This window comes from Seohaeicola saemankumensis (genome assembly GCF_042678485.1).
Taxonomy (GTDB): domain Bacteria; phylum Pseudomonadota; class Alphaproteobacteria; order Rhodobacterales; family Rhodobacteraceae; genus Seohaeicola; species Seohaeicola saemankumensis.
In genome coordinates, this window is sequence record NZ_JBHTKR010000008.1 from 26242 (window position 1) to 44686 (window position 18445).

Annotated in this window: 19 protein-coding genes and 2 tRNA genes; 12 read left to right on the forward strand and 9 right to left on the reverse strand. The window is 64.3% G+C overall.

Annotated features, from left to right (window positions below; all coding sequences use genetic code 11):
- The first annotated feature begins 83 nt into the window (after nucleotides 1-83).
- Nucleotides 84-941, forward strand: coding sequence for a hypothetical protein (locus ACFQ3C_RS17705; RefSeq protein ID WP_380794693.1), 858 nt, complete (start codon nucleotides 84-86; stop codon nucleotides 939-941).
- A 353-nt stretch (nucleotides 942-1294) separates the two neighbouring features.
- Here the strand turns inward: ACFQ3C_RS17705 and ACFQ3C_RS17710 are convergent.
- Both ACFQ3C_RS17710 and ACFQ3C_RS17715 read right to left on the reverse strand, forming a co-directional pair.
- Nucleotides 1295-1369 (reverse strand) — tRNA-Asn (locus ACFQ3C_RS17710).
- Between the two features lie 81 nt (nucleotides 1370-1450).
- On the reverse strand, nucleotides 1451-2362 hold the full coding sequence (locus ACFQ3C_RS17715; protein ID WP_380794695.1) for an MBL fold metallo-hydrolase: 912 nt from the start codon (nucleotides 2360-2362) through the stop codon (nucleotides 1451-1453).
- A gap of 40 nt (nucleotides 2363-2402) precedes the next feature.
- Here ACFQ3C_RS17715 and ACFQ3C_RS17720 point away from each other — a divergent pair, with 40 nt between their 5' ends.
- Both ACFQ3C_RS17720 and ACFQ3C_RS17725 read left to right on the forward strand, forming a co-directional pair.
- Nucleotides 2403-3719, forward strand: a complete 1317-nt coding sequence (locus tag ACFQ3C_RS17720) for an ATP-binding protein (RefSeq protein ID WP_380794698.1) — start codon at nucleotides 2403-2405, stop codon at nucleotides 3717-3719.
- A 118-nt stretch (nucleotides 3720-3837) separates the two neighbouring features.
- Nucleotides 3838-4269 carry a PACE efflux transporter gene (locus tag ACFQ3C_RS17725; RefSeq protein ID WP_380794701.1) on the forward strand — a complete coding sequence of 144 codons (432 nt, stop codon included), beginning with the start codon at nucleotides 3838-3840 and terminating at the stop codon, nucleotides 4267-4269.
- A gap of 25 nt (nucleotides 4270-4294) precedes the next feature.
- On the opposite strand, the gene ACFQ3C_RS17730 is transcribed toward ACFQ3C_RS17725, so the two are convergent.
- A tRNA-Ile gene (locus tag ACFQ3C_RS17730) sits at nucleotides 4295-4370 on the reverse strand.
- Between the two features lie 134 nt (nucleotides 4371-4504).
- Here ACFQ3C_RS17730 and purM point away from each other — a divergent pair.
- Both purM and purN read left to right on the forward strand, forming a co-directional pair.
- Complete coding sequence (gene purM, locus ACFQ3C_RS17735) at nucleotides 4505-5584, forward strand: phosphoribosylformylglycinamidine cyclo-ligase (protein ID WP_380794704.1); 1080 nt, start codon at nucleotides 4505-4507, stop codon at nucleotides 5582-5584.
- The gene (gene purN, locus ACFQ3C_RS17740; RefSeq protein WP_380794706.1) at nucleotides 5581-6171 is read left to right on the forward strand and encodes a phosphoribosylglycinamide formyltransferase; all 591 of its coding nucleotides are present in this window, start codon (nucleotides 5581-5583) and stop codon (nucleotides 6169-6171) included. The genes purM and purN overlap by 4 nt, the downstream gene beginning before the upstream one ends.
- A 46-nt stretch (nucleotides 6172-6217) precedes the next feature.
- On the opposite strand, the gene ACFQ3C_RS17745 is transcribed toward purN, so the two are convergent.
- Entirely contained in the window at nucleotides 6218-7420 is a 1203-nt protein-coding gene (locus tag ACFQ3C_RS17745; protein ID WP_380794708.1) for an MFS transporter, read from the reverse strand.
- Nucleotides 7421-7613: 193 nt separating this feature from the next.
- Here ACFQ3C_RS17745 and rnd point away from each other — a divergent pair, with 193 nt between their 5' ends.
- Nucleotides 7614-8771, forward strand: coding sequence for a ribonuclease D (gene rnd, locus ACFQ3C_RS17750; RefSeq protein WP_380794710.1), 1158 nt, complete (start codon nucleotides 7614-7616; stop codon nucleotides 8769-8771).
- A 2-nt stretch (nucleotides 8772-8773) separates the two neighbouring features.
- Here the strand turns inward: rnd and ACFQ3C_RS17755 are convergent, their stop codons facing one another.
- A complete protein-coding gene (locus tag ACFQ3C_RS17755; RefSeq protein ID WP_380794712.1) occupies nucleotides 8774-9292 on the reverse strand; it encodes a hypothetical protein in 519 nt (172 codons plus the stop codon).
- Between the two features lie 139 nt (nucleotides 9293-9431).
- Between ACFQ3C_RS17755 and ACFQ3C_RS17760 the strand changes: the two genes are divergently transcribed.
- Complete coding sequence (locus tag ACFQ3C_RS17760) at nucleotides 9432-9842, forward strand: SufE family protein (protein WP_380794714.1); 411 nt, start codon at nucleotides 9432-9434, stop codon at nucleotides 9840-9842.
- A gap of 13 nt (nucleotides 9843-9855) precedes the next feature.
- Here the strand turns inward: ACFQ3C_RS17760 and ACFQ3C_RS17765 are convergent, their stop codons facing one another.
- The 4 genes from ACFQ3C_RS17765 to ACFQ3C_RS17780 form a co-directional block, all read right to left on the reverse strand.
- Nucleotides 9856-10542 (reverse strand): DUF1638 domain-containing protein, encoded by a 687-nt coding sequence (locus ACFQ3C_RS17765; protein ID WP_380794717.1) that lies wholly within the window; start codon nucleotides 10540-10542, stop codon nucleotides 9856-9858.
- A 39-nt stretch (nucleotides 10543-10581) separates the two neighbouring features.
- The gene (locus ACFQ3C_RS17770; protein WP_380794719.1) at nucleotides 10582-11289 is read right to left on the reverse strand and encodes a corrinoid protein; all 708 of its coding nucleotides are present in this window, start codon (nucleotides 11287-11289) and stop codon (nucleotides 10582-10584) included.
- 182 nt (nucleotides 11290-11471) lie between these two features.
- Nucleotides 11472-12491 carry a betaine--homocysteine S-methyltransferase gene (gene bmt, locus ACFQ3C_RS17775; RefSeq protein ID WP_380794721.1) on the reverse strand — a complete coding sequence of 340 codons (1020 nt, stop codon included), beginning with the start codon at nucleotides 12489-12491 and terminating at the stop codon, nucleotides 11472-11474.
- A gap of 252 nt (nucleotides 12492-12743) precedes the next feature.
- A complete protein-coding gene (locus ACFQ3C_RS17780; protein WP_380794723.1) occupies nucleotides 12744-13058 on the reverse strand; it encodes a DUF1476 domain-containing protein in 315 nt (104 codons plus the stop codon).
- A gap of 157 nt (nucleotides 13059-13215) precedes the next feature.
- Here ACFQ3C_RS17780 and purC point away from each other — a divergent pair, with 157 nt between their 5' ends.
- From purC to ACFQ3C_RS17805, 5 genes are all read left to right on the forward strand, one after another.
- Nucleotides 13216-13977: a phosphoribosylaminoimidazolesuccinocarboxamide synthase gene (purC, locus tag ACFQ3C_RS17785; protein ID WP_380794803.1), complete on the forward strand. Its 762-nt coding sequence runs from the start codon at nucleotides 13216-13218 to the stop codon at nucleotides 13975-13977.
- A gap of 93 nt (nucleotides 13978-14070) precedes the next feature.
- Entirely contained in the window at nucleotides 14071-14310 is a 240-nt protein-coding gene (gene purS / locus ACFQ3C_RS17790) for a phosphoribosylformylglycinamidine synthase subunit PurS (protein ID WP_380794725.1), read from the forward strand.
- Nucleotides 14310-14978 carry a phosphoribosylformylglycinamidine synthase subunit PurQ gene (gene purQ, locus ACFQ3C_RS17795; protein WP_380794727.1) on the forward strand — a complete coding sequence of 223 codons (669 nt, stop codon included), beginning with the start codon at nucleotides 14310-14312 and terminating at the stop codon, nucleotides 14976-14978. The genes purS and purQ overlap by 1 nt, the downstream gene beginning before the upstream one ends.
- A gap of 156 nt (nucleotides 14979-15134) precedes the next feature.
- Entirely contained in the window at nucleotides 15135-16820 is a 1686-nt protein-coding gene (locus ACFQ3C_RS17800) for a sensor histidine kinase (protein WP_380794806.1), read from the forward strand.
- Between the two features lie 5 nt (nucleotides 16821-16825).
- On the forward strand, nucleotides 16826-18160 hold the full coding sequence (locus ACFQ3C_RS17805) for a sigma-54-dependent transcriptional regulator (RefSeq protein ID WP_380794730.1): 1335 nt from the start codon (nucleotides 16826-16828) through the stop codon (nucleotides 18158-18160).
- The last annotated feature ends 285 nt before the right edge of the window (nucleotides 18161-18445 follow it).

Consider the following 18445-nt stretch of genomic DNA (forward strand, 5'->3'; position numbering starts at 1 on the left):
CCGGCCATCGCGACAAGAGAAGGCAAAGCCGAGTGGTTCACAGGCTTGGCTCGCGCGATGACAGCCTGCGAGGAAAGGCTAGGATGGACCGCGGTTTTGCCGAGACCGAGAATGGCAGGATACTGGCTGAGATGGCTCGAAACTGCCGCATGATCTTTTTCACCGGGCTGCCAGCATCCGGCAAATCGTTCTTTCTCCGCGAGCTGATTTCAATCGCAGGGAATGTCGGGCGCTGCGTCCACCTGATCCGCTGGGATGCGGCCCTGGCATCGTTTCAGACGGATGAAATCCTGGCCAGCTACCCGGATGTCGCGGATGGAAGCCACCCGATCGTTCGAAGGGCGGCCGGACTATGGGGGCGGCAGGCTGTTGCGCGTTGGCTGGAAATGCATCCGGATGACGCGGACGTTCTTATCGGGGAAGTCCCTATCGTCGGCAACCGGTTTTCGGAGTTGGTGAAAGTGCTTTCGGACGAGGTCGAGGCAGCGTTGGCGTCCGAGACGACGACTTTTGTCTATTCAGTTCCTACCAAGGAAATACGAAGCAAACTGGAAGCCATTCGGAGAGAGACTTTTTCGAACCCAAAGCACTCACATGAGGCTAACGATGCACCTCCCGCAACCATGGACCTAGCGTGGAATCTGACCTGTACAAAGTCCATCGAACTCGGGCTGCTCCCGTCAGCAGAAGGCGAGAGCCCGCGGAGATATGACGAGGTATTGTATCGTCGGTTCTTCGATCATCTGCTGCGGAATCGGAACGCAGAGGCTCTGGACGTGGACACATTGTATGCGAGTAGCGGATCGGCCCACGATATTCAGGGTGACATTTTCGAAATCTTCGCGACGCCTAGAGAGGTCGCGGATGCGATCGCAGCGATCCAAGCTGACATGGACGCCGAAGCCGCCACCCGAGCAGTCGAAAACTGGCATCGAATATGACTTGCCCGCGCTGGCACCTTCGTCCCCGTAGCTGACCTTGGCCCAAACTACAGCGAGGGTCTGCTTTCCGCCCTTCGTATCGGATCCCACACTCCTTGCGCGTAGAAGGGGATAAGCCACAGCAGTTTATGGATCCACTCGCGAGGTTGGTGTTGCAAGTCCCATGATCCTGATGGTGGGGGCTAGCGGTCTCGGGAAATGAGGAAATTCGCCAAGAGCGGGGCTTTCTTCATTGAAGAATCTGGGGTGTTTCGATGGTGAAAATTCAGTGACAAATCCGGTTACAAATAAATAAATCGACCAGAGCCACCCAATTTAACAGGGTGGCAACTAGCTGATTTTATTATGATTTTTGGCTCCGGCGGTAGGGATCGAACCTACGACCAATTGATTAACAGTCAACTGCTCTACCGCTGAGCTACGCCGGAACACGAGGGCGGATATAACAACAGGGTTTTGTCGCGTCCAGAGGCATTTGGCATATTTTTGCAAAAGCTTTGATTACGCTGTCAAAGCAGGTGGAATGGTGCGCTCCAGGCCAGGGGGCCCTCGGGGGCGATGATGTTTTTTCCCGTCAGATCAACAAGATGGGCAAAGACGTTGCGCGTGGCGGCGGGCAGAAGCGGGGCGGGTGTGTCGGTGTAGATGCGCCGGGCCAGTGTCTCGGCCGTGGCGGGGCTTTCGCGCAGCACCGCAAGGATCGCCGCTTCGCGCGCCTCGCGATGTGCGATCAGCCAGTCGATCCGCGCGGCCGGATCCGTCACCGGCGCGCCGTGGCCGGGCAGGTACATCCGGTCCCGGCGCGCGCGCAAACGGCGGCAGGAGGCCATGAAATCGGTCAGGTCGCCGTCGGGCGGCGAGACAAGGGAACTGGCCCAACCCATGACCAGATCGCCCGTGAACAGAAGATCGCCCAAGGCAAGGCACAGGTGGTTGCCGAAATGGCCCGGTGTCCAGATCGCCTGCAACTGCCAGTCCGATCCGGTCACGGTCGCCCCGTCGTCCAGCCGGACATCCGGGACGAAGCCCGCGTCCACGCCTTCGCCGCCACCGGCCAGTCCGGCGGTTGCCAGATCCTGCATCACGGCGCTGCGACCGGCCCGGGCATCGCCGTAAGCCAGCACGGGCGCGCCTGTCGCCTGGGACAGGGCCCTTGCCAGGGGCGAATGGTCGACATGGGCATGGGTCACCAGGATATGCGTGATCCGCTGTCCCGGGCCGCAGGCGGCAAGAATCGCCTCGAGATGCGCGGCACTGTCAGGGCCGGGGTCGATCACGGCCAGTTCCGTCTGTCCCACCACATAGGTGTTGGTGCCCCGAAAGGTCATGGGCGAGGGGTTGGGCGCAAGGATGCGGCGCAAGCCGGGTCTGATCTCCTCGGGCACGCCGGCTGTTGGGTCAAAGCCCGGGTCCGCTTGCATTCTGCTTCCTTTGACGTCTGGCTGCGTCTAGGTTTAGCGCATGTTCTTCGGCTGGCTCAAACGCTTTTCCCCGCGCGGTCTTTATGGCCGGGCTGCCCTTATCCTGATCCTGCCGGTGGTGACGCTGCAACTGGTGGTGTCGGTGGTGTTCATCCAGCGCCATTTCGAAGGGGTGACACGCCAGATGACGCGCACCGCGGCGCGCGAGGTCCAGATGCTGATCCTGGATATGCGCGGCGCAGCTGATCCGCAAACCGCGCTGGCGGGCGTCTCTGGCGTGGCGTCCCTGCTGGACATCAGCCTGCAATTCCTGCCGGCCAATGCGGTTTCGCCGTCGGTGCGCCGCTGGTATGACCTGTCGGGGCTGCGGGTGATCGAGACTTTCGGCGCGCTTCTGCCCGGTCTTGCGGCGGTGCAGTTGCCAGATGACAGAATTGTCCTGCTGGTGCTGGAAACAGAACATGGATTGCTGGAAGTCGCGCTGGACCGGCGGCGGGTCTCGCCGACCAATCCGCATCAGCTGTTCGTGAACATGGTGTTCTTCGGCGCGCTCATGACGTTGATCGCCTTTATCTATCTCCGCAACCAGTTGCGGCCGATCACGCGGCTGGCGCAGGCCGCCGAAGCCTTCGGCAAGGGGCGTCACATGGCCTACAAGCCTTCGGGCGCGGTCGAGGTGCGCGCGGCGGGCAATGCGTTTCTGGACATGCGCGCCCGGATCGAACGGCAGATCGAGCAGCGTACGCTGATGCTGTCGGGGGTCAGCCACGACCTGCGCACACCGCTGACCCGCCTCAAGCTTGGACTGTCGATGCTGGATGAGGATGAGGTCGCTGACCTGCAGCGCGATGTCGACGAGATGCAGTCGATGCTGGATGAATTCCTGAATTTCGCCCGCGGCATTTCCGAGGCCGAGCCGGAATCGGTCGAGCCGGCAGAGCTGTTGCGCGATCTGGTCGAGGATTTCGTGCGCGCGGGCAAGCCGGTGACGCTGGCCGCGATCGACGGGCAGGGCGAGGTGCCATTGCGCCGTCTGGCGATGCGTCGGGCGGTCGAGAACCTGATCAACAACGCGGTCCGCTATGGCAGCCATGCCGAGGTGTCGATGCTTCTGACCGACAAGTCGCTGCGGATCAGGGTCGAGGATGACGGCCCCGGCATTCCCGCCAACCAGCGCGGCGAAGCGGTCAAACCCTTCACGCGGCTGGACCGTGCGCGCAACCAGAACAAGGGGTCGGGTGTCGGGCTGGGGCTGGCCATCGCCACCGATATCGCCCGGGCCCATGGCGGCGTGCTGCGCCTTGGCCAGAGCGAGCGTCTGGGTGGCTTGCGCGCGGATATCGTGATCGCGCGCTAGCCGGGCCTGCTTGCCTGCGTGTGGCAGGGGTGTATATCGAGGCCAAACGCGAACGACTTTCCCCGGCGCGGGGGGCGGGCAATTTTCCGGGACGGCCCGGCCACGACGGGAGAGCGCGATGCGCCGCACGGCAGACCGGATTCGTCACGCGATCAGCTTCGAAGTGATTGCGCTTGCCATCATCACGCCGCTGGGGGCATGGGTGTTTGACACCGCCTTGCGCGACATGGGCGTGGTGACCGTGGTCAGCGCCACCATCGCGACCGGGTGGAACTATCTTTACAACCTGCTGTTCGATCACGCGATGCTGCGGCGGCGCGGCGATGTGCACAAGACGCCCGCGATCCGCGTTCTGCATGCGGTGCTGTTCGAGGCGGGGCTGCTGGTGGTGCTGATCCCGTTCATCGCGCTATTTCTGGGGGTCAGCCTCTGGACCGCCTTCGTGATGGATGTGGCCTTTGCCGGCTTCTACCTGGTCTACGCTTTCTGCTTCAACTGGGCGTATGACGTGATCTTTCCGATCCCTGACCCCAAGGGGGCGAAGGGCTGACCCGGGTCGGTGGCAGGGAATCGTTTGGTAGGCCCGGAGGGACTCGAACCCCCAACCAAAGCGTTATGAGCGCTCTGCTCTAACCATTGAGCTACAGGCCCGACCTGTCGTCTTGCTAGCAGAAGGGCGGGGCGCGTCAAGGGTTTCGCCCCCGGTGCCCCGCGCAAGGGGCTTTCAGATTGCCAAGCGGCGGGCTTTGGATTAACCCGCAGGCCAAGCGATGAAAGGATTTTCCATGTCGGATGCAGAGCAGGCCGCAGATCGCGCCAAGGGCGCGAAGAACGGGATCACCTATGCCGATGCGGGCGTCGATATCGACGCGGGCAATGCCTTGGTCGAACGGATCAAGCCGGCGGCCAAGCGCACGACGCGCGCAGGCTCCATGTCCGGGCTGGGCGGGTTCGGCGCGCTGTTCGACCTGAAGGGTGCAGGCTATAGCGATCCGATCCTGGTGGCGGCCACCGATGGTGTGGGCACCAAGCTGCGGATCGCCATCGACACGGGCAATGTGGACAGCATCGGGATCGACCTTGTCGCCATGTGCGTCAACGACCTGGTCTGCCAGGGGGCAGAGCCGCTGTTCTTCCTGGATTATTTCGCCACCGGCAAGCTGGAACTGGACAGCGCCGCCCGCATCATCGAGGGCATTGCCGACGGGTGCGCCCGGTCGGGTTGCGCGCTGATCGGGGGCGAGACGGCCGAAATGCCGGGCATGTATCACGGCGGTGATTTCGATCTGGCGGGCTTTGCCGTCGGGGCGATGGAACGCGGTCAGGATCTGCCGGCGGGTGTCGCGGCAGGCGATGTGCTGCTGGGTCTGGCCAGCGATGGCGTGCATTCCAACGGCTACAGCCTGGTGCGGAAACTGGTCGAGGTTTCGGGCCTGGGCTGGGCTGATGCCTGCCCCTTTGGCACCGGCACGATGGGCGAGGTGCTGCTGACGCCGACGCGGCTTTACGTGCGCCAGGTTCTGTCCGCGATCCGGGCAGGGGGCGTGCATGCGCTGGCCCATATCACCGGCGGCGGGCTGACCGAGAACCTGCCGCGTGTCCTGCCTGACGATCTGGGGGCGCGGATCGATCTGGATGCCTGGGATCTGCCGCCGGTATTCCGTTGGCTGGCGCAGACCGGCGGCATGGCGCAGGCCGAGATTCTGAAGACCTTCAACTGCGGGATCGGGATGATCCTGGTGGTTGCGCCGGATCGTGCTGATGCGCTGACAGCCCTGCTGCGCGAGGCGGGTGAAGCCGTCTATCCGCTGGGCCATGTCACCACGGGCGGTGCGGGCGTGTCCTATACGGGCGCGCTTTTGTGAGCAGGCGTGTCGCCATTCTGATCTCGGGTGGCGGGTCGAACATGATCCGTCTCGTCGAAAGCATGACGGGCGACCATCCCGCAAGCTGCGTGCTTGTGGCCTCGAACGACCCTGAGGCCGCTGGCCTCGCGCGCGCCAGGGCCATGGGCATTCCCACGGCGGCGGTGGATCACCGCGCCTACAAGGGGGATCGCCCGGCTTTCGAGGCGGCGCTTCAGGCCGAACTGGACAAGGCCGCCCCAGATATCCTGTGCCTGGCGGGTTTCATGCGTATCCTGACGCCGTCATTCGTCCAGCACTGGGAAGGCCGGATGCTGAACATCCACCCCTCGTTGCTGCCCAAATACAAGGGGCTGCACACCCATGCCCGCGCGCTTGAGGCGGGCGACAGCGAGGCCGGATGCACCGTTCATCTGGTCACGCCCGCTCTGGACGACGGCCCGATCCTGGGCCAGGCGCGGGTGCCGATCCTGCCGGGCGATACAGAGGCCAGGCTGGCCGCGCGCGTGCTGGCGCAGGAGCATCGGCTTTACCCCCTGGTGCTTGAGCGGTTCGCGCGTGGCGACATGACACGGATCGACCTTTGACAGGGGCCGCGCCCCGCCACCAGCAGAGCCAGCAGCCCCGCCACCGCTAACGCGGGATCATTTTCAGCGCCATCGCCCCCAGCGCGGCAAGGCACAGCATCGCCAGCAAGGCGGCGCTGGCACTCCACCTGTCGATCAGCAACGCAATTCCGAAGGGCGCGATTGCGGCCATCACCATCCGGATCGAGGCCAGCCGCCCCAGTCGCGCGGCAAAGCCCTGCGCGCCGAACAGCACCAGCGGCACGGTGCCCCGCACGATGGATGTCAGCCCCTGCGCGAGGCCGAATAGAACCGCAAAGATCATGGCCCCCGCCAATGTCGGTCCCGTCAGCCACAGCACGGCCAGCGCCAGCATCAGCAGAAGGGTCGATATCATCGTGGTCGTCAGCGGGTGCAGCCGCAGGCCGAACAGCATGTCCAGCACCCGTACACCAACCTGTGCCGGCCCCATCAAGGTGCCCGCGGTCACGGCGGCGGCGGCGGGCAGGCCAAAGGCGGTCAGCGTCGTGACCCAGGAGGCGGAAAGCGCCGAGAACACCAGCCCCGCCACGGCAAAGGCGGTGCCGACCCAGATCATCGCGCGGCGGTGCTGTTCCGCGGGCAGGGGGGCGAATTGCAGCGGCGCTGCCGGCCTGGCGCCAGCGACAGGGGCCAGATCCGGGGCGCGGGTCAGCGTCAGGTGCAGGGGAAAGCAGATGCACAGGTTCAGCGCGGCAAAGACCAGATAGGCCGTGCGCCAGTCTGCCCAGACCTGGATGGCTTGCGTCAGCGGCCAGAACACGGTCGAGGCAAAGCCGCCCAACAGCGTCATTTGCGTGATCGCGCGTCGGGCGCGGGCCGGGCCAAGCCCCTGCGCCAGCGCCGCGAAGGCCGCATCGTAAAGGATCAGGGTGGCCGTCACCTCCATCGCGAAAAGCGCCAGCACCAGCGAGACCAGGCCCTGCGCCTGGCTGAGTGCCGTCAGCGACAGCGCCGCCAGCACCGATCCCGTCGCCATGACGACGCGCGCGCCCTGCCGGTCCACCAGCCGCCCCGCGGTCGGCGCGGCCAGCGCGCCGATCAGCAATGCGGCGGAAAAGGCGGCAAAGGCCGTGCCTGGCGTGATGCCCAGCTCATCCGAGAGGGCAGGCACCACGCTGCCGAAGGCGTAGAACATCGTGCCGAAACCGATGATCTGGGTGATGCCCACGCCGATGACCAGGCGCAGGTGCAGCCAGCGTTCGGGATCAGGCGACGTAAGGCGGGACATCATGACTTCATGCGGATCATCTTGCGCGCCGGGTTTGGCTTCGCCTAGCGGCACCATTTGGGCCGCTATTGTCAAGCCGGGTTGTGACCGCCCGCGCGCCGTGGTTTCGTGCGCTTTCCTTTGGCGCGACAATCGCGTAAGAGCCTTCAACCTGCGTTGCGTCCGGCGCGCAGTTGCCGCAACAGGGCCCTCAATGCGAACACTGACCACGACCGAAGAACTTGCCGCTTTCTGCCAAGAGGCGCGTCACCATCCTTTCGTGACGCTGGATACTGAATTCCTGCGGGAACGGACCTATTATTCCAAGCTCTGCCTGATCCAGATGGCGATGCCGGGGAATGATGACAGCACGGCTGTGCTGGTCGATCCGCTTGCGGATGGCCTGTCACTGGAACCGCTCTACGAACTTTTCCGCGATACCTCCGTGGTCAAGGTGTTCCACGCCGCGCGTCAGGATCTTGAGATTTTCTTTGTCAACGCGCGGGTCTTTCCCAAGCCGCTGTTCGACACCCAGGTCGCCGCGATGGTCTGCGGTTTCGGTGAGCAGGCGGGCTATGAGACCCTGGTCAAGAAGATCGCGAAAGCCAGCGTCGACAAATCCTCGCGCTTTACCGACTGGTCGCGCCGCCCGCTGAGTGACGCGCAGAAAGCCTATGCGCTGGCGGATGTGACCCATCTTCGCAAGGTCTACGAATACCTGGCCAAGGAGCTCAAGAAGACCGACCGCGCCAAATGGGTCGAGGAAGAGCTTGAGATCCTGACGACCCCTGACACCTATATCACCCATCCCGAAGATGCCTGGGAACGGGTCAAGACACGCACCAATTCCGGCAAGTTCCTGGCCATCGTGCGTGAGCTTGCGCGCTTTCGCGAGGATTACGCCCAGTCCAACGATGTGCCGCGCAGCCGTGTGTTCAAGGATGACGCCCTGGTCGAGCTGGCCTCGACCAAGCCGGTCACGATGAATGACCTTGGCCGGTCGCGTCTTCTGCTGCGCGAGGCGCGCAAGGGCGAGATTGCGGATGGTATCCTGGCCGCGATCAAGGCAGGCATGGACTGCGCGCCCGAGAATTATCCCCGCCCCGATCTGAGCCGCGAGAAGATGCAGGTCAATCCGGCGCTGGCCGATCTGCTGCGGGTCCTGCTGAAGGCCAAGACCGAAGATTCTGGCGTGGCGTCGAAACTGATCGCGACCAGCGCCGATCTGGATGCGATTGCCGCCGGCGAACGCGATGTGCCAGCCCTGCGCGGCTGGCGGGCCGAGGTGTTCGGCCAGGATGCATTGCGCCTGTGCGAGGGCAAGATCGCCCTGTCCGCCAAGGGCAGCGATGTCAGGATCGTGGAGCTGTAACCTTACCGGCGGGTGCTGGTGGCCGCGTTGCGCGCCGCCTGCACCCGGATCAGGCGCACGCCTTCCAGATCGCCGTCGGTGACATGCACCGCCGCCACATGGCTGCGGGCGCGTTCGGGCATGGGGACGCGGCCCGCCGGCGCCGTGAAGGCGCGCAGCTCATAGGTCAGAACGCCATCGACCGGCACGCCGTCATTCACAGGGGCAAGCGACACCTCGAAGGCGCCGACCGTATCGGACAGGGCCGTGGCCCGGATCAGCGCGCCACCCGGAACACGCTCGACCGTCAGGTCCGAAACCTGTGCGGCCAGCGGCGCCACGACCGCGGCGCGCGCCGCGCGCCGGTTGGCGAAAATGCCGCCGGTGCCCGTGGGGATCAAGGGGTTCACATTGGCATCCTGCACCGGTTCGACCGTCGCGCGCCCGAACCAGTTGAACGGGTTGAAGCGCGACTCGCTGATGCTGCCGCAGCCTGACAGCACAAGGGCCGAGACCAAGAGGGCCGAAGTAAGGTTCCGCATCCTGTGCTGCCCCATCCGCTGATTGACCTGTTCCATTCTGCCTATCTTATCGGGGCCGCATTGAAAAGACGCAAGCCCGGACTGGACCTTTGCCTGTCGCTTGCCTAACTGAAGGGGCATCAGTGAAAAGGGGCAGAGCATGGCCAGCGAAAGGTTCGAGGCGATCGTCGAGGATTTCGAGTTCCTTGAAGATTGGGAGGATCGCTATCGCTACGTGATCGAACAGGGCAAGGCGATGGACCCTTTGCCCGAGGCGTTGCGTGTGCCCGCCACCAAGGTCGACGGCTGCGCCAGCCAGGTCTGGCTGCATCCGGTGATCGAGAACGGGACCTTTCATTTCGAGGGCGACAGCGATGCGATGATCGTGCGTGGGCTGATCGCGCTGCTGCATGCGCTTTACGACGGGCTGCCGCTGGCCGAGGTGGGGCGCGTCGATGCGCCCGCCGAACTGGCGCGGTTGGGCCTGAATGATCACCTTTCGGCGCAACGGTCGAACGGATTGCGCGCGATGATCGAACGCATCCGCCTGGTGGCGGCGCAGGCCAATTGACCGGGCCGCCTGATCAGGCGGACAGGCCCGACAGCGCGGTTTCCAGATCGCCATAGCCGGTCAGGCGACGCTCGAACGCCAGCCCCAGCCGCGCGGCGCAGTCCTGCGCGCGGGCGGTCAGGGCGGGGTCATCGGTCTGGGCCTGATAGACCAGCTTGGTGTAATGGCCGAAATAGGTGTCGCGCAGCTGCGGGTGCCGGTCCAGGCCCAGCGGTTCCCAGACGAAGGCATCGAACTGGCGGACAAGGAAATCGGTCAGGTAGAAGGCGGTGAATTCTTCCTCTGCGGTGGCGGCGAAGCGGGCGTTGCCCTCAAAGAAGCTGTAGCAATGCGGGCCGTCCACCATGTCCAGGCCCAGCCGGTCGCAGGTCGCGCGCAGGCGCCCGCCGGTGCCGCAATCGGCATAGACCACGAAGATGCGGGCATGGGAGGCGCGATGCTTTTGCACGGCCTCTTCCACGGCGTCCGGGATACGGTCGGGGTGATTGTGCAGGATCGCGGGCAGGCAGGTCAGATCCATGTGCGACCAGCCATTGCGCGCGATCAGGTCCAGGATTTCGCGGGCCAGCGCGCCACAGGCGATCAGCAGCACCCGTTCCGGCGTTGGCGGGGGGGCGGCGAGGTCAAGCCCCTCACGGGTCAGGTGGTCATCATCGGGCAGGTCCATGATCATCCCCTCATGTGACAAGACCCGCGCCATGGGCGCGGGCCTTCGATCCGGTCAGCCCTGCGCCAGGTGTCAGGCGCGCATTGCGGCCTGGTTGTGCTTGCGCGCGACAAAGGTCTTTGCGGTTTCCACCGCGACGGCTGCGTCGCGGCAATAGGCGTCAGCCCCGATCGCACGGCCGAATTCCTCGTTCAGGGGGGCGCCGCCCACCAGCACGATGTAATCCTCGCGCATGCCTTTCTCGACCAGCGTGTCGATTACGACCTTCATGTAGGGCATGGTCGTGGTCAGCAGCGCGGACATGCCCAGGATGTCGGGCTTTTCGTTTTCCAGCGCTTCCAGATAGCTGTCCACGGCGTTGTTGATGCCAAGGTCGATCACCTCGAAGCCCGCGCCTTCCATCATCATGCCGACAAGGTTCTTGCCGATGTCGTGGATGTCGCCCTTGACGGTGCCGATCACCATCTTGCCCTGCTTGGGCGCGCCGGTTTCGACCAGCAGCGGCTTGAGGATGGCCATGCCGCCCTTCATCGCGTTGGCGGCCAGAAGCACCTCGGGGACGAACAGGATGCCATCGCGGAAATCCTTGCCCACGATGGTCATGCCGGCGACAAGCGCCTCGGTCAGGATCTCGTAGGGCTGCCAGCCACGCGCCAGAAGGATGTTGACGCTTTCCTCGATCTCTTCCTTGAGACCGTCGTAAAGGTCGTCGAACATCTGCTGGACCAGTTCGTCATCGTCGAGGTCTGCGAGGATGATGTCTTCTTGATCGTCGGACATGGCGGGTTCCTTGGCTGTGCGGCGCGATTGCGCCAGCGTCTGTCTGTGGTCTGCCCCATCTGGGGCTTTTGTGTCACGCACACTGGTCGATTTGCGACACTGCCGAAACCTGTTCCGACCTGCGCCGCAGAATTGGGCGTGGCGTGGCCGGAATGATGCGCTTTCGGCGGTGTCGCGCGCGATTATTCCGCCCGGCGGCTGCCGCGCCGGCTGCGGCGCGGGGCGGCCGCATCATCGCCCGTGCCGTCGCCCGCACTGGTGAACCCACCCAGCAGGCTGGTGATCTGATCCAGCGTCGGGCGCGGCCCGCGCGGCCGGGTTTCCAGCGCGCGTTTCATATGTTCCAGATGCTCCGGCATGGTGCCGCAGCAGCCGCCGATGATCGTGGCGCCCGCATCGCGCGCCAGCACGGCGTATTCGGCCATCAGCTCGGGTGTGCCGTCATAATGGATGTGCCCGTCATGATATTTCGGGATGCCCGCGTTGCCCTTGGCGATGATCGGGCGTTCCGTGCCTTGCGCCGCAAAGCCCAGGACCGTGCGCAGCAGATCGGACGCGCCGGTGCCGCAATTGGCGCCGAAGGCGATCGGCGGGTTGGGCAGGGCCTCGACCATATCGACCATGGCGGCGCTGGTCACGCCCATCATGGTGCGCCCGGCGGTGTCGAAACTCATCGTGCCGCACCAGGGCATGCCCGCCAGGGCGAAGGCTTCGGCCGCGGCGCGATATTCCTCGGGGGCCGAGATGGTTTCGAGCCAGAGCACATCGGCCCCGCCTTCCTTGAGACCCTCGGCCTGTTCATGGAAGATCTCGACCGCGACCGCGTGGGTCAGCGGGCCCATGGGGGCAAAGATTTCGCCGGTGGGGCCGACAGAGCCTGCCACAACGACAGGGCGCCCGGCCTTGTCGGCGATCTGGCGGCCAAGTTCCGCGCTGATCCGCGACAGCGCGCGGGCGCGCTTTTCAGCGCCATGCAGTTTCAGACGGCTGGCGTTGCCGCCAAAGGAGTTGGTCAGAAAGATGTCGCTGCCCGCGTCCACGGCGGATTTGTAAAGCGACAGGATGCGGTCGGGATGTTCCTCATTCCACATCTCGGGCGCGTCGCCGGATGTCAGGCCCATGTTGAACAGGTTGGTGCCGGTGGCCCCATCGGCCATCAGCCAGTCGCGGGTTTCAAGCAGGCGGGACAGCGCGTCAGTCATAGAATGGTCCTGTTCAAATGGGATGCGGTTGTGCCCGCGCCCCCCGTGTCCTGTCATATCAGAAGGGTGCAGGCAAATTCATATGTTTCATGAAGATCGTGAGGCAGGTTGCATCTGTCGGTGCAACGGGCGGCCATTTCGGGCGGGTGGGCCTGGTCAGCGGGCCTGGTCAGGTGGCATGGTCAGCTGGCATGGCCGGTGGCGCAGGGCATGCCGGTCAGGCATGCCCCGGTCCGATCACGCTTTGGCGGATCAGATTTCGCTCATCAGCTGGGCCTTGGCCACGACCAGCAGTTCGGCCATCTTGGCGCGCACGGCGTCGGCATCCGCGATGCCGTCCAGATCGGCTGCGACCTTGCGTACGACGTCTTCATGCCCGGCTTCCTCGAAATCGGCCTTAATCACGGCGCGCGCGTATTCCGCGGCCTCCTCGGCGGATTTGCCCAGCAGTTCTGCCGCCCAGAGACCCAGAAGCTTGTTGCGGCGCGCCTCGGCCTTGAACTTCATTTCCTCGTCATGGGCATATTTCGCCTCGAACGCATGTTCGCGGTCATCGAAGGTTGTCATCTGTCACTTCCTCGGGTGGCGGTTTCGTCATAGTCCGATATGCACACCTGCGACGCTTGGCGCAAGGGGCAGGGCGCATCTTGCGACAATGCCGCCCATGGACTAAAGGGGGGACGACTGGATGGGACTCATGCCCGTCCCCAGCACCGGAGTGGCCATGGCACGGCGCAAGAAAATCTACGAAGGCAAGGCAAAAACCTTGTATGAAGGGCCCGAGCCCGGAACCATCATCCAGTATTTCAAGGATGATGCGACGGCCTTCAACGCTGAAAAGCGCGACGTGATCGAAGGCAAGGGCGTGCTGAACAACATGCTGTCCGAATTCTTCATGACCGGGCTTGCGGGCGTGGGCGTGCCCACGCATTTCATCCGCCGCCTGAACATGCGCGAGCAACTGGTGCGCGCCTGCGAGATCATTCCGCTTGAAGTCGTCGTGCGCAACTACGCCGCCGGGTCGATGTCCAAGCGTCTGGGGATCGAGGAAGGGCTGCAACTGCCGCGTCCGATCATCGAATACTACTACAAGGATGACAAGCTGGGCGATCCGCTGGTCACCGAGGAACATATCGCCGCCTTCGGTTGGGCCAGCCAGCAGGACATGGACGATATCCTGAGCCTGGCGCTGCGCGTGAACGATTTCCTGTCGGGCGTGATGTTCAGCGTCGGCATCAAGCTGGTGGATTTCAAGATCGAGATCGGCCGCATCTATGATGGCGATTTCCAGCGCCTCGTGGTCGCGGACGAGATCAGCCCCGACAGCTGCCGCCTGTGGGACATCGAAACCGGGCGCAAGCTGGACAAGGACGTGTTCCGTCGCGATCTGGGCAGCCTGACGGATGCCTATTCAGAGGTCGCGCGCCGGCTGGGCGTGATGCCCAAGACCGCAACCCCGATCACGAAACCCACGCTGATCAACTGATACGTGAGTGTACCGCCGCAAGCGGTGCATTCGGATATTTGAAGCAAGAAGAAGCAGGGCCGCGAATGCCCCTGCGAGACCGGAGAGAGACCGATGAAGGCACGGGTGCATGTGATGCTGAAGAACGGAGTGCTGGACCCGCAGGGCGAGGCCGTGCGTCACGCATTGGGAACGCTGGGCTTCGAGGGTGTGAACGGCGTGCGCCAGGGCAAGGTGATCGAGCTGGATCTGGCCGAGACGGACCCGGAGGCCGCGCGCGCGCAGGTCGCCCGCATGTGCGAGACGCTGCTGGCGAACACGGTGATCGAAAGCTACACGGTGGAGATCGCCTGATGCATGCCGCGGTGATCACCTTTCCGGGCTCGAACTGCGACCGCGATCTTGTGACCGCCTTCGAGAAGGCGGGCGCGCGCGTCAGCCGGGTCTGGCACAAGGATACCGAACTGCCCGCGGGTGTCGATGTGGTGGGCATTCCGGGCGGGTTTTCCTTTGGCGATTACCTGCGCTGCGGGGCGATTGCCGCGAATTCGCCGATCAGCCGCGCGGTCGTGTCCCATGCCGGGCGTGGCGGTTATGTTCTGGGGATCTGCAACGGGTTCCAGGTTCTGACCGAGACACGGCTGCTGCCCGGCGCCCTGATGCGCAATGCGGGGCTGAAGTTCATCTGCCGCACGGTCGAACTGGACGTGGCCACAACGGACAGCGCCTTTACCGCGGGATACCAGGCGGGGCAGCGGCTGCGCGTGCCCGTGGCGCATCACGACGGCAATTACACGGTTGGCGCCGATCTTCTGGCGCAATTGCGCGACCAGGACCGGATTGCATTCACCTATGCCGCGCCGGTCAACGGCTCGACCGGGGAGATCGCCGGGGTGCTGAGCGAGAATCGCCGCGTCCTGGGCATGATGCCCCATCCCGAGCGCGCCGCCGAAGAGGCCCATGGCAGCACCGATGGCCGGCAGATATTCGCCGGTCTGGTGGGTGCGCTGACGGCGGCCTGACTTGAGCACGGGGCCCGGCCGGCGTAGTCTGGTCCCATGAAACCTTCGTCCAGCGCATCCCTATCCCGAGACCGCGCCACCACCACCCACGGCCGTCGACGGTCCGAGACATCGGGCAACGTCAGTTGGCGTGGGCGCGTGGGGCTGGGTTTGCTGATGCTGGTCGCGGTGATCACTGTCGCGGTGACCAACCGGCTGCTGACGGATCGCTTCACCGAAACCACCCGGAACCGCGCTGAACTGCGTCTGGCGCTCTATGGCGGCAACCTGCTGAGCGAGCTGCGCCGCAACGCGATCGTGCCGCAGCTGCTGGCGCGCGATCCGACGCTGATCTCGGCGCTGGCGACGCGGGACTATTCGCTGTCGACCCAGCGCCTGATCTCTTTCGTCGAGGAAATCGGCGCGGCCTCGTTGATGCTGCTGGACCGCGAGGGGCGCACCGTTGCCTCGACCGATCGCAACAAGCTTGGCAGCAATTTCCGCGCTGAATCCTATTTCGTCGAGGCGTTGCGTGCGAATGAGACGATCTTTACCGCGCAGCGCCGCGAGGCGGGCAGTTACCAGTTTTCCTATTCGCGCCGGATCATCGACAAGGGGCAGACCCTGGGCGTGATCGTGGTCGAGGTGGATCTGCAGAAATTCGAACGCGCCTGGGCGGGCATTTCGGATGCGGTGCTGGTGACCAATTCCGAAGGCATGATCATGCTGGCGACCGAGCCGCGCTGGCGCGGCCTGACCGAGGCCGAGGCGCTGGCGCAGCAGCCGCCCGAAAGCGCCATCCAGCGCGCGATACAGGCCACTGCGGACTGGACCGCGCTGCCGGCGGATGCCTATCTGCAGGGCGAGGCGGTGATCCGCATGGAGGGGCGCATCCCGTTCCGTGGCTGGCGCATCGCCAGTTTCACCGCCTATACCAGCGTGCGCGAGCGCGTGAACGGCGTGCTGGCGCTGGAGATCATGGGATTCGCGATCCTGCTGGCGCTGGCCTTCTACATGGCCAGCCGCAAGACCGCGGTGCGCCTGGCGCTGTTTCAGCGCGAGTCGGCGGAACTGCGCCTGCTGAACGCGCGTCTGCAGCGGGAAATCGCCGAGCGGGAAAAGGTGCAGGAAACCCTTGCCGTGGCTGAACAGACGCTTGCACAAAGCTCGAAACTGGCGGCTTTGGGCGAGATGTCGGCGGCCGTCAGCCACGAGCTGAACCAGCCGCTGGCGGCGATGAAGACCTATCTGGCGGGGGCGCGTCTGCTGCTGCGCCGCAACCGCCCCGAAGAGGCGCTTTCGTCCTTTCAGCGGATCGACGATCTGATCGAGCGGATGGGGTCGATCACGCGGCAGCTGAAATCCTACGCGCGCAAGAGCGGGGACCAGTTGACCCCTGTAAACATGAGCGATGCGCTGGCATCAGCCCTGTCGATGATGGAGCCGCAACTGAAGCAGCGGCGCATCCGCATCACCCGCGCGCTGCCGGATCGGCCGGTGATGGTGATGGGGGATCGGGTGCGGATCGAACAGGTGATGATCAACCTGCTGCGTAACGCCATGGACGCGACCCAGGCCGTGGCCGAACCCGAGATCGACATCCTGCTGGCGGCGGGCGAGACCGCGACCCTGACGGTGCGCGACAATGGCGAGGGGATCAAGGACCTCGAGAACCTGTTCGAGCCTTTCTACACGACCAAGAAGCCGGGCGAGGGGGTCGGGCTGGGGCTTGCCATTTCGTCCGGGATCGTGAACGACCTTGGCGGACGGTTGATGGCGCGCAACGCCAGCGATGGCGGGGCGGTCTTTGAAGTCCAGCTTCCGATCCTGAGTAATGAAGATGAAATTGAAGCGGCGGAGTAGGATCCATGTCTAAGGGGATGAAAATCGCCATTGTCGATGACGAGCAGGACATGCGGCAGTCGATCAGCCAATGGCTGGCGTTGTCAGGCTATGACACGGAAACATTCGCCAGCGCCGAGGATGCGCTGAAGGTGCTGGGGCCCGATTATCCCGGTATCGTCATTTCGGACATCAAGATGCCCGGAATGGACGGGATGCAGTTTCTCAAGAAGCTGATGGGCAGCGACAGCACCTTGCCGGTGATCATGATCACCGGGCATGGCGATGTGCCGATGGCGGTCGAGGCGATGCGCGTGGGCGCCTTCGATTTCCTGGAAAAGCCCTTCAACCCTGACCGGATGAACGAGCTGGCGCGCAAGGCCACCAATACGCGGCGGCTGACGCTGGACAACCGCGCGCTGCGGCGCGAGCTGTCCGACGGCGGGCAGATCATGAAGAAGCTGATCGGCACCAGCCCCGCGATGGAACGGTTGCGCGAGGATATACTGGATCTTGGCCAGGCCGATGGCCATGTTCTGATCGATGGCGAAACCGGCACCGGCAAGACGCTGGTGGCCCATGCGCTGCATGCGGTGGGGGCGCGGGCCGGGCGCAAGTTCGTGCTGATTTCCTGTGCGGCCTTCGACGAGGAAAAGCTGGCCAAGCGGCTGTTCGGGCCGATGATGCCCGAGGACAGCCAGCTTCCCGCGGTCGAGGAGGCGCGCGGTGGCACGCTGGTGCTGGAGGATATCGAAACCCTGTCGGACAGTCTGCAGGCGCGCCTGCTGAGCTTCATCAATGAGCAGGGCACGCCCGCCGAGACACGGATCGTGGCAATTTCGAACCTGCAGGAGCAGGATCGCACCTGCGAGGATGCGCTGCGCCCTGATCTGTTCTACCGGCTTGCCGCTCTCAGGATCACGCCGCCGCCGCTGCGCCAGCGCGGCGAGGATATCCTGACGCTGTTCACCCGCCTGAGCGAGCAGTTCGCCGATGAATATGGCTGCGAGGCGCCGCAGGTCAGCGCGCAGGAGGCCGCACAGCTGTTGCAGGCGCCCTGGCCGGGCAATGTGCGCCAGTTGATCAATGTGGCCGAACGCGCGGTGCTGCAATCGCGGCGCGGGTCTGGCACCATCGCATCGCTGCTGATGACCGATAACGAGGAAATGCAGCCCGTGATGACGACCGAGGGCAAGCCGCTGAAGGAATATGTCGAGGCGTTCGAGAGGATGCTGATCGACAATACGATGCGGCGGCACAAGGGCTCGATCGCGGCGGTGATGGACGAGCTTTGCCTGCCGCGCCGCACCCTGAACGAGAAGATGGCCAAGTACGGGTTGCAAAGGTCCGACTATCTTTGATCGGCTTCTGATCCGCGATGATTTGCTTTTGACCTGCCTCTGATCTGGGCGCGCGCGGTGGCCCGGACCGTCGCGGGGCATTTTCCCCATTGTGTTATCCCTTGGCCTGCCGCTATGGTGAACCATGGTGTGTGGCACCTGATGTGACCCGCCATAGAGTTTCGCTGTATCCACCATGTGTAGGACGACTCCGGCACGGCTGATGCAGACCGATTGAGTCCCGGAAACGGGACTGACGAACCCCCGAACCTCCCGCGCTTGCGGGGTGGTGACGGCCTTGAACGG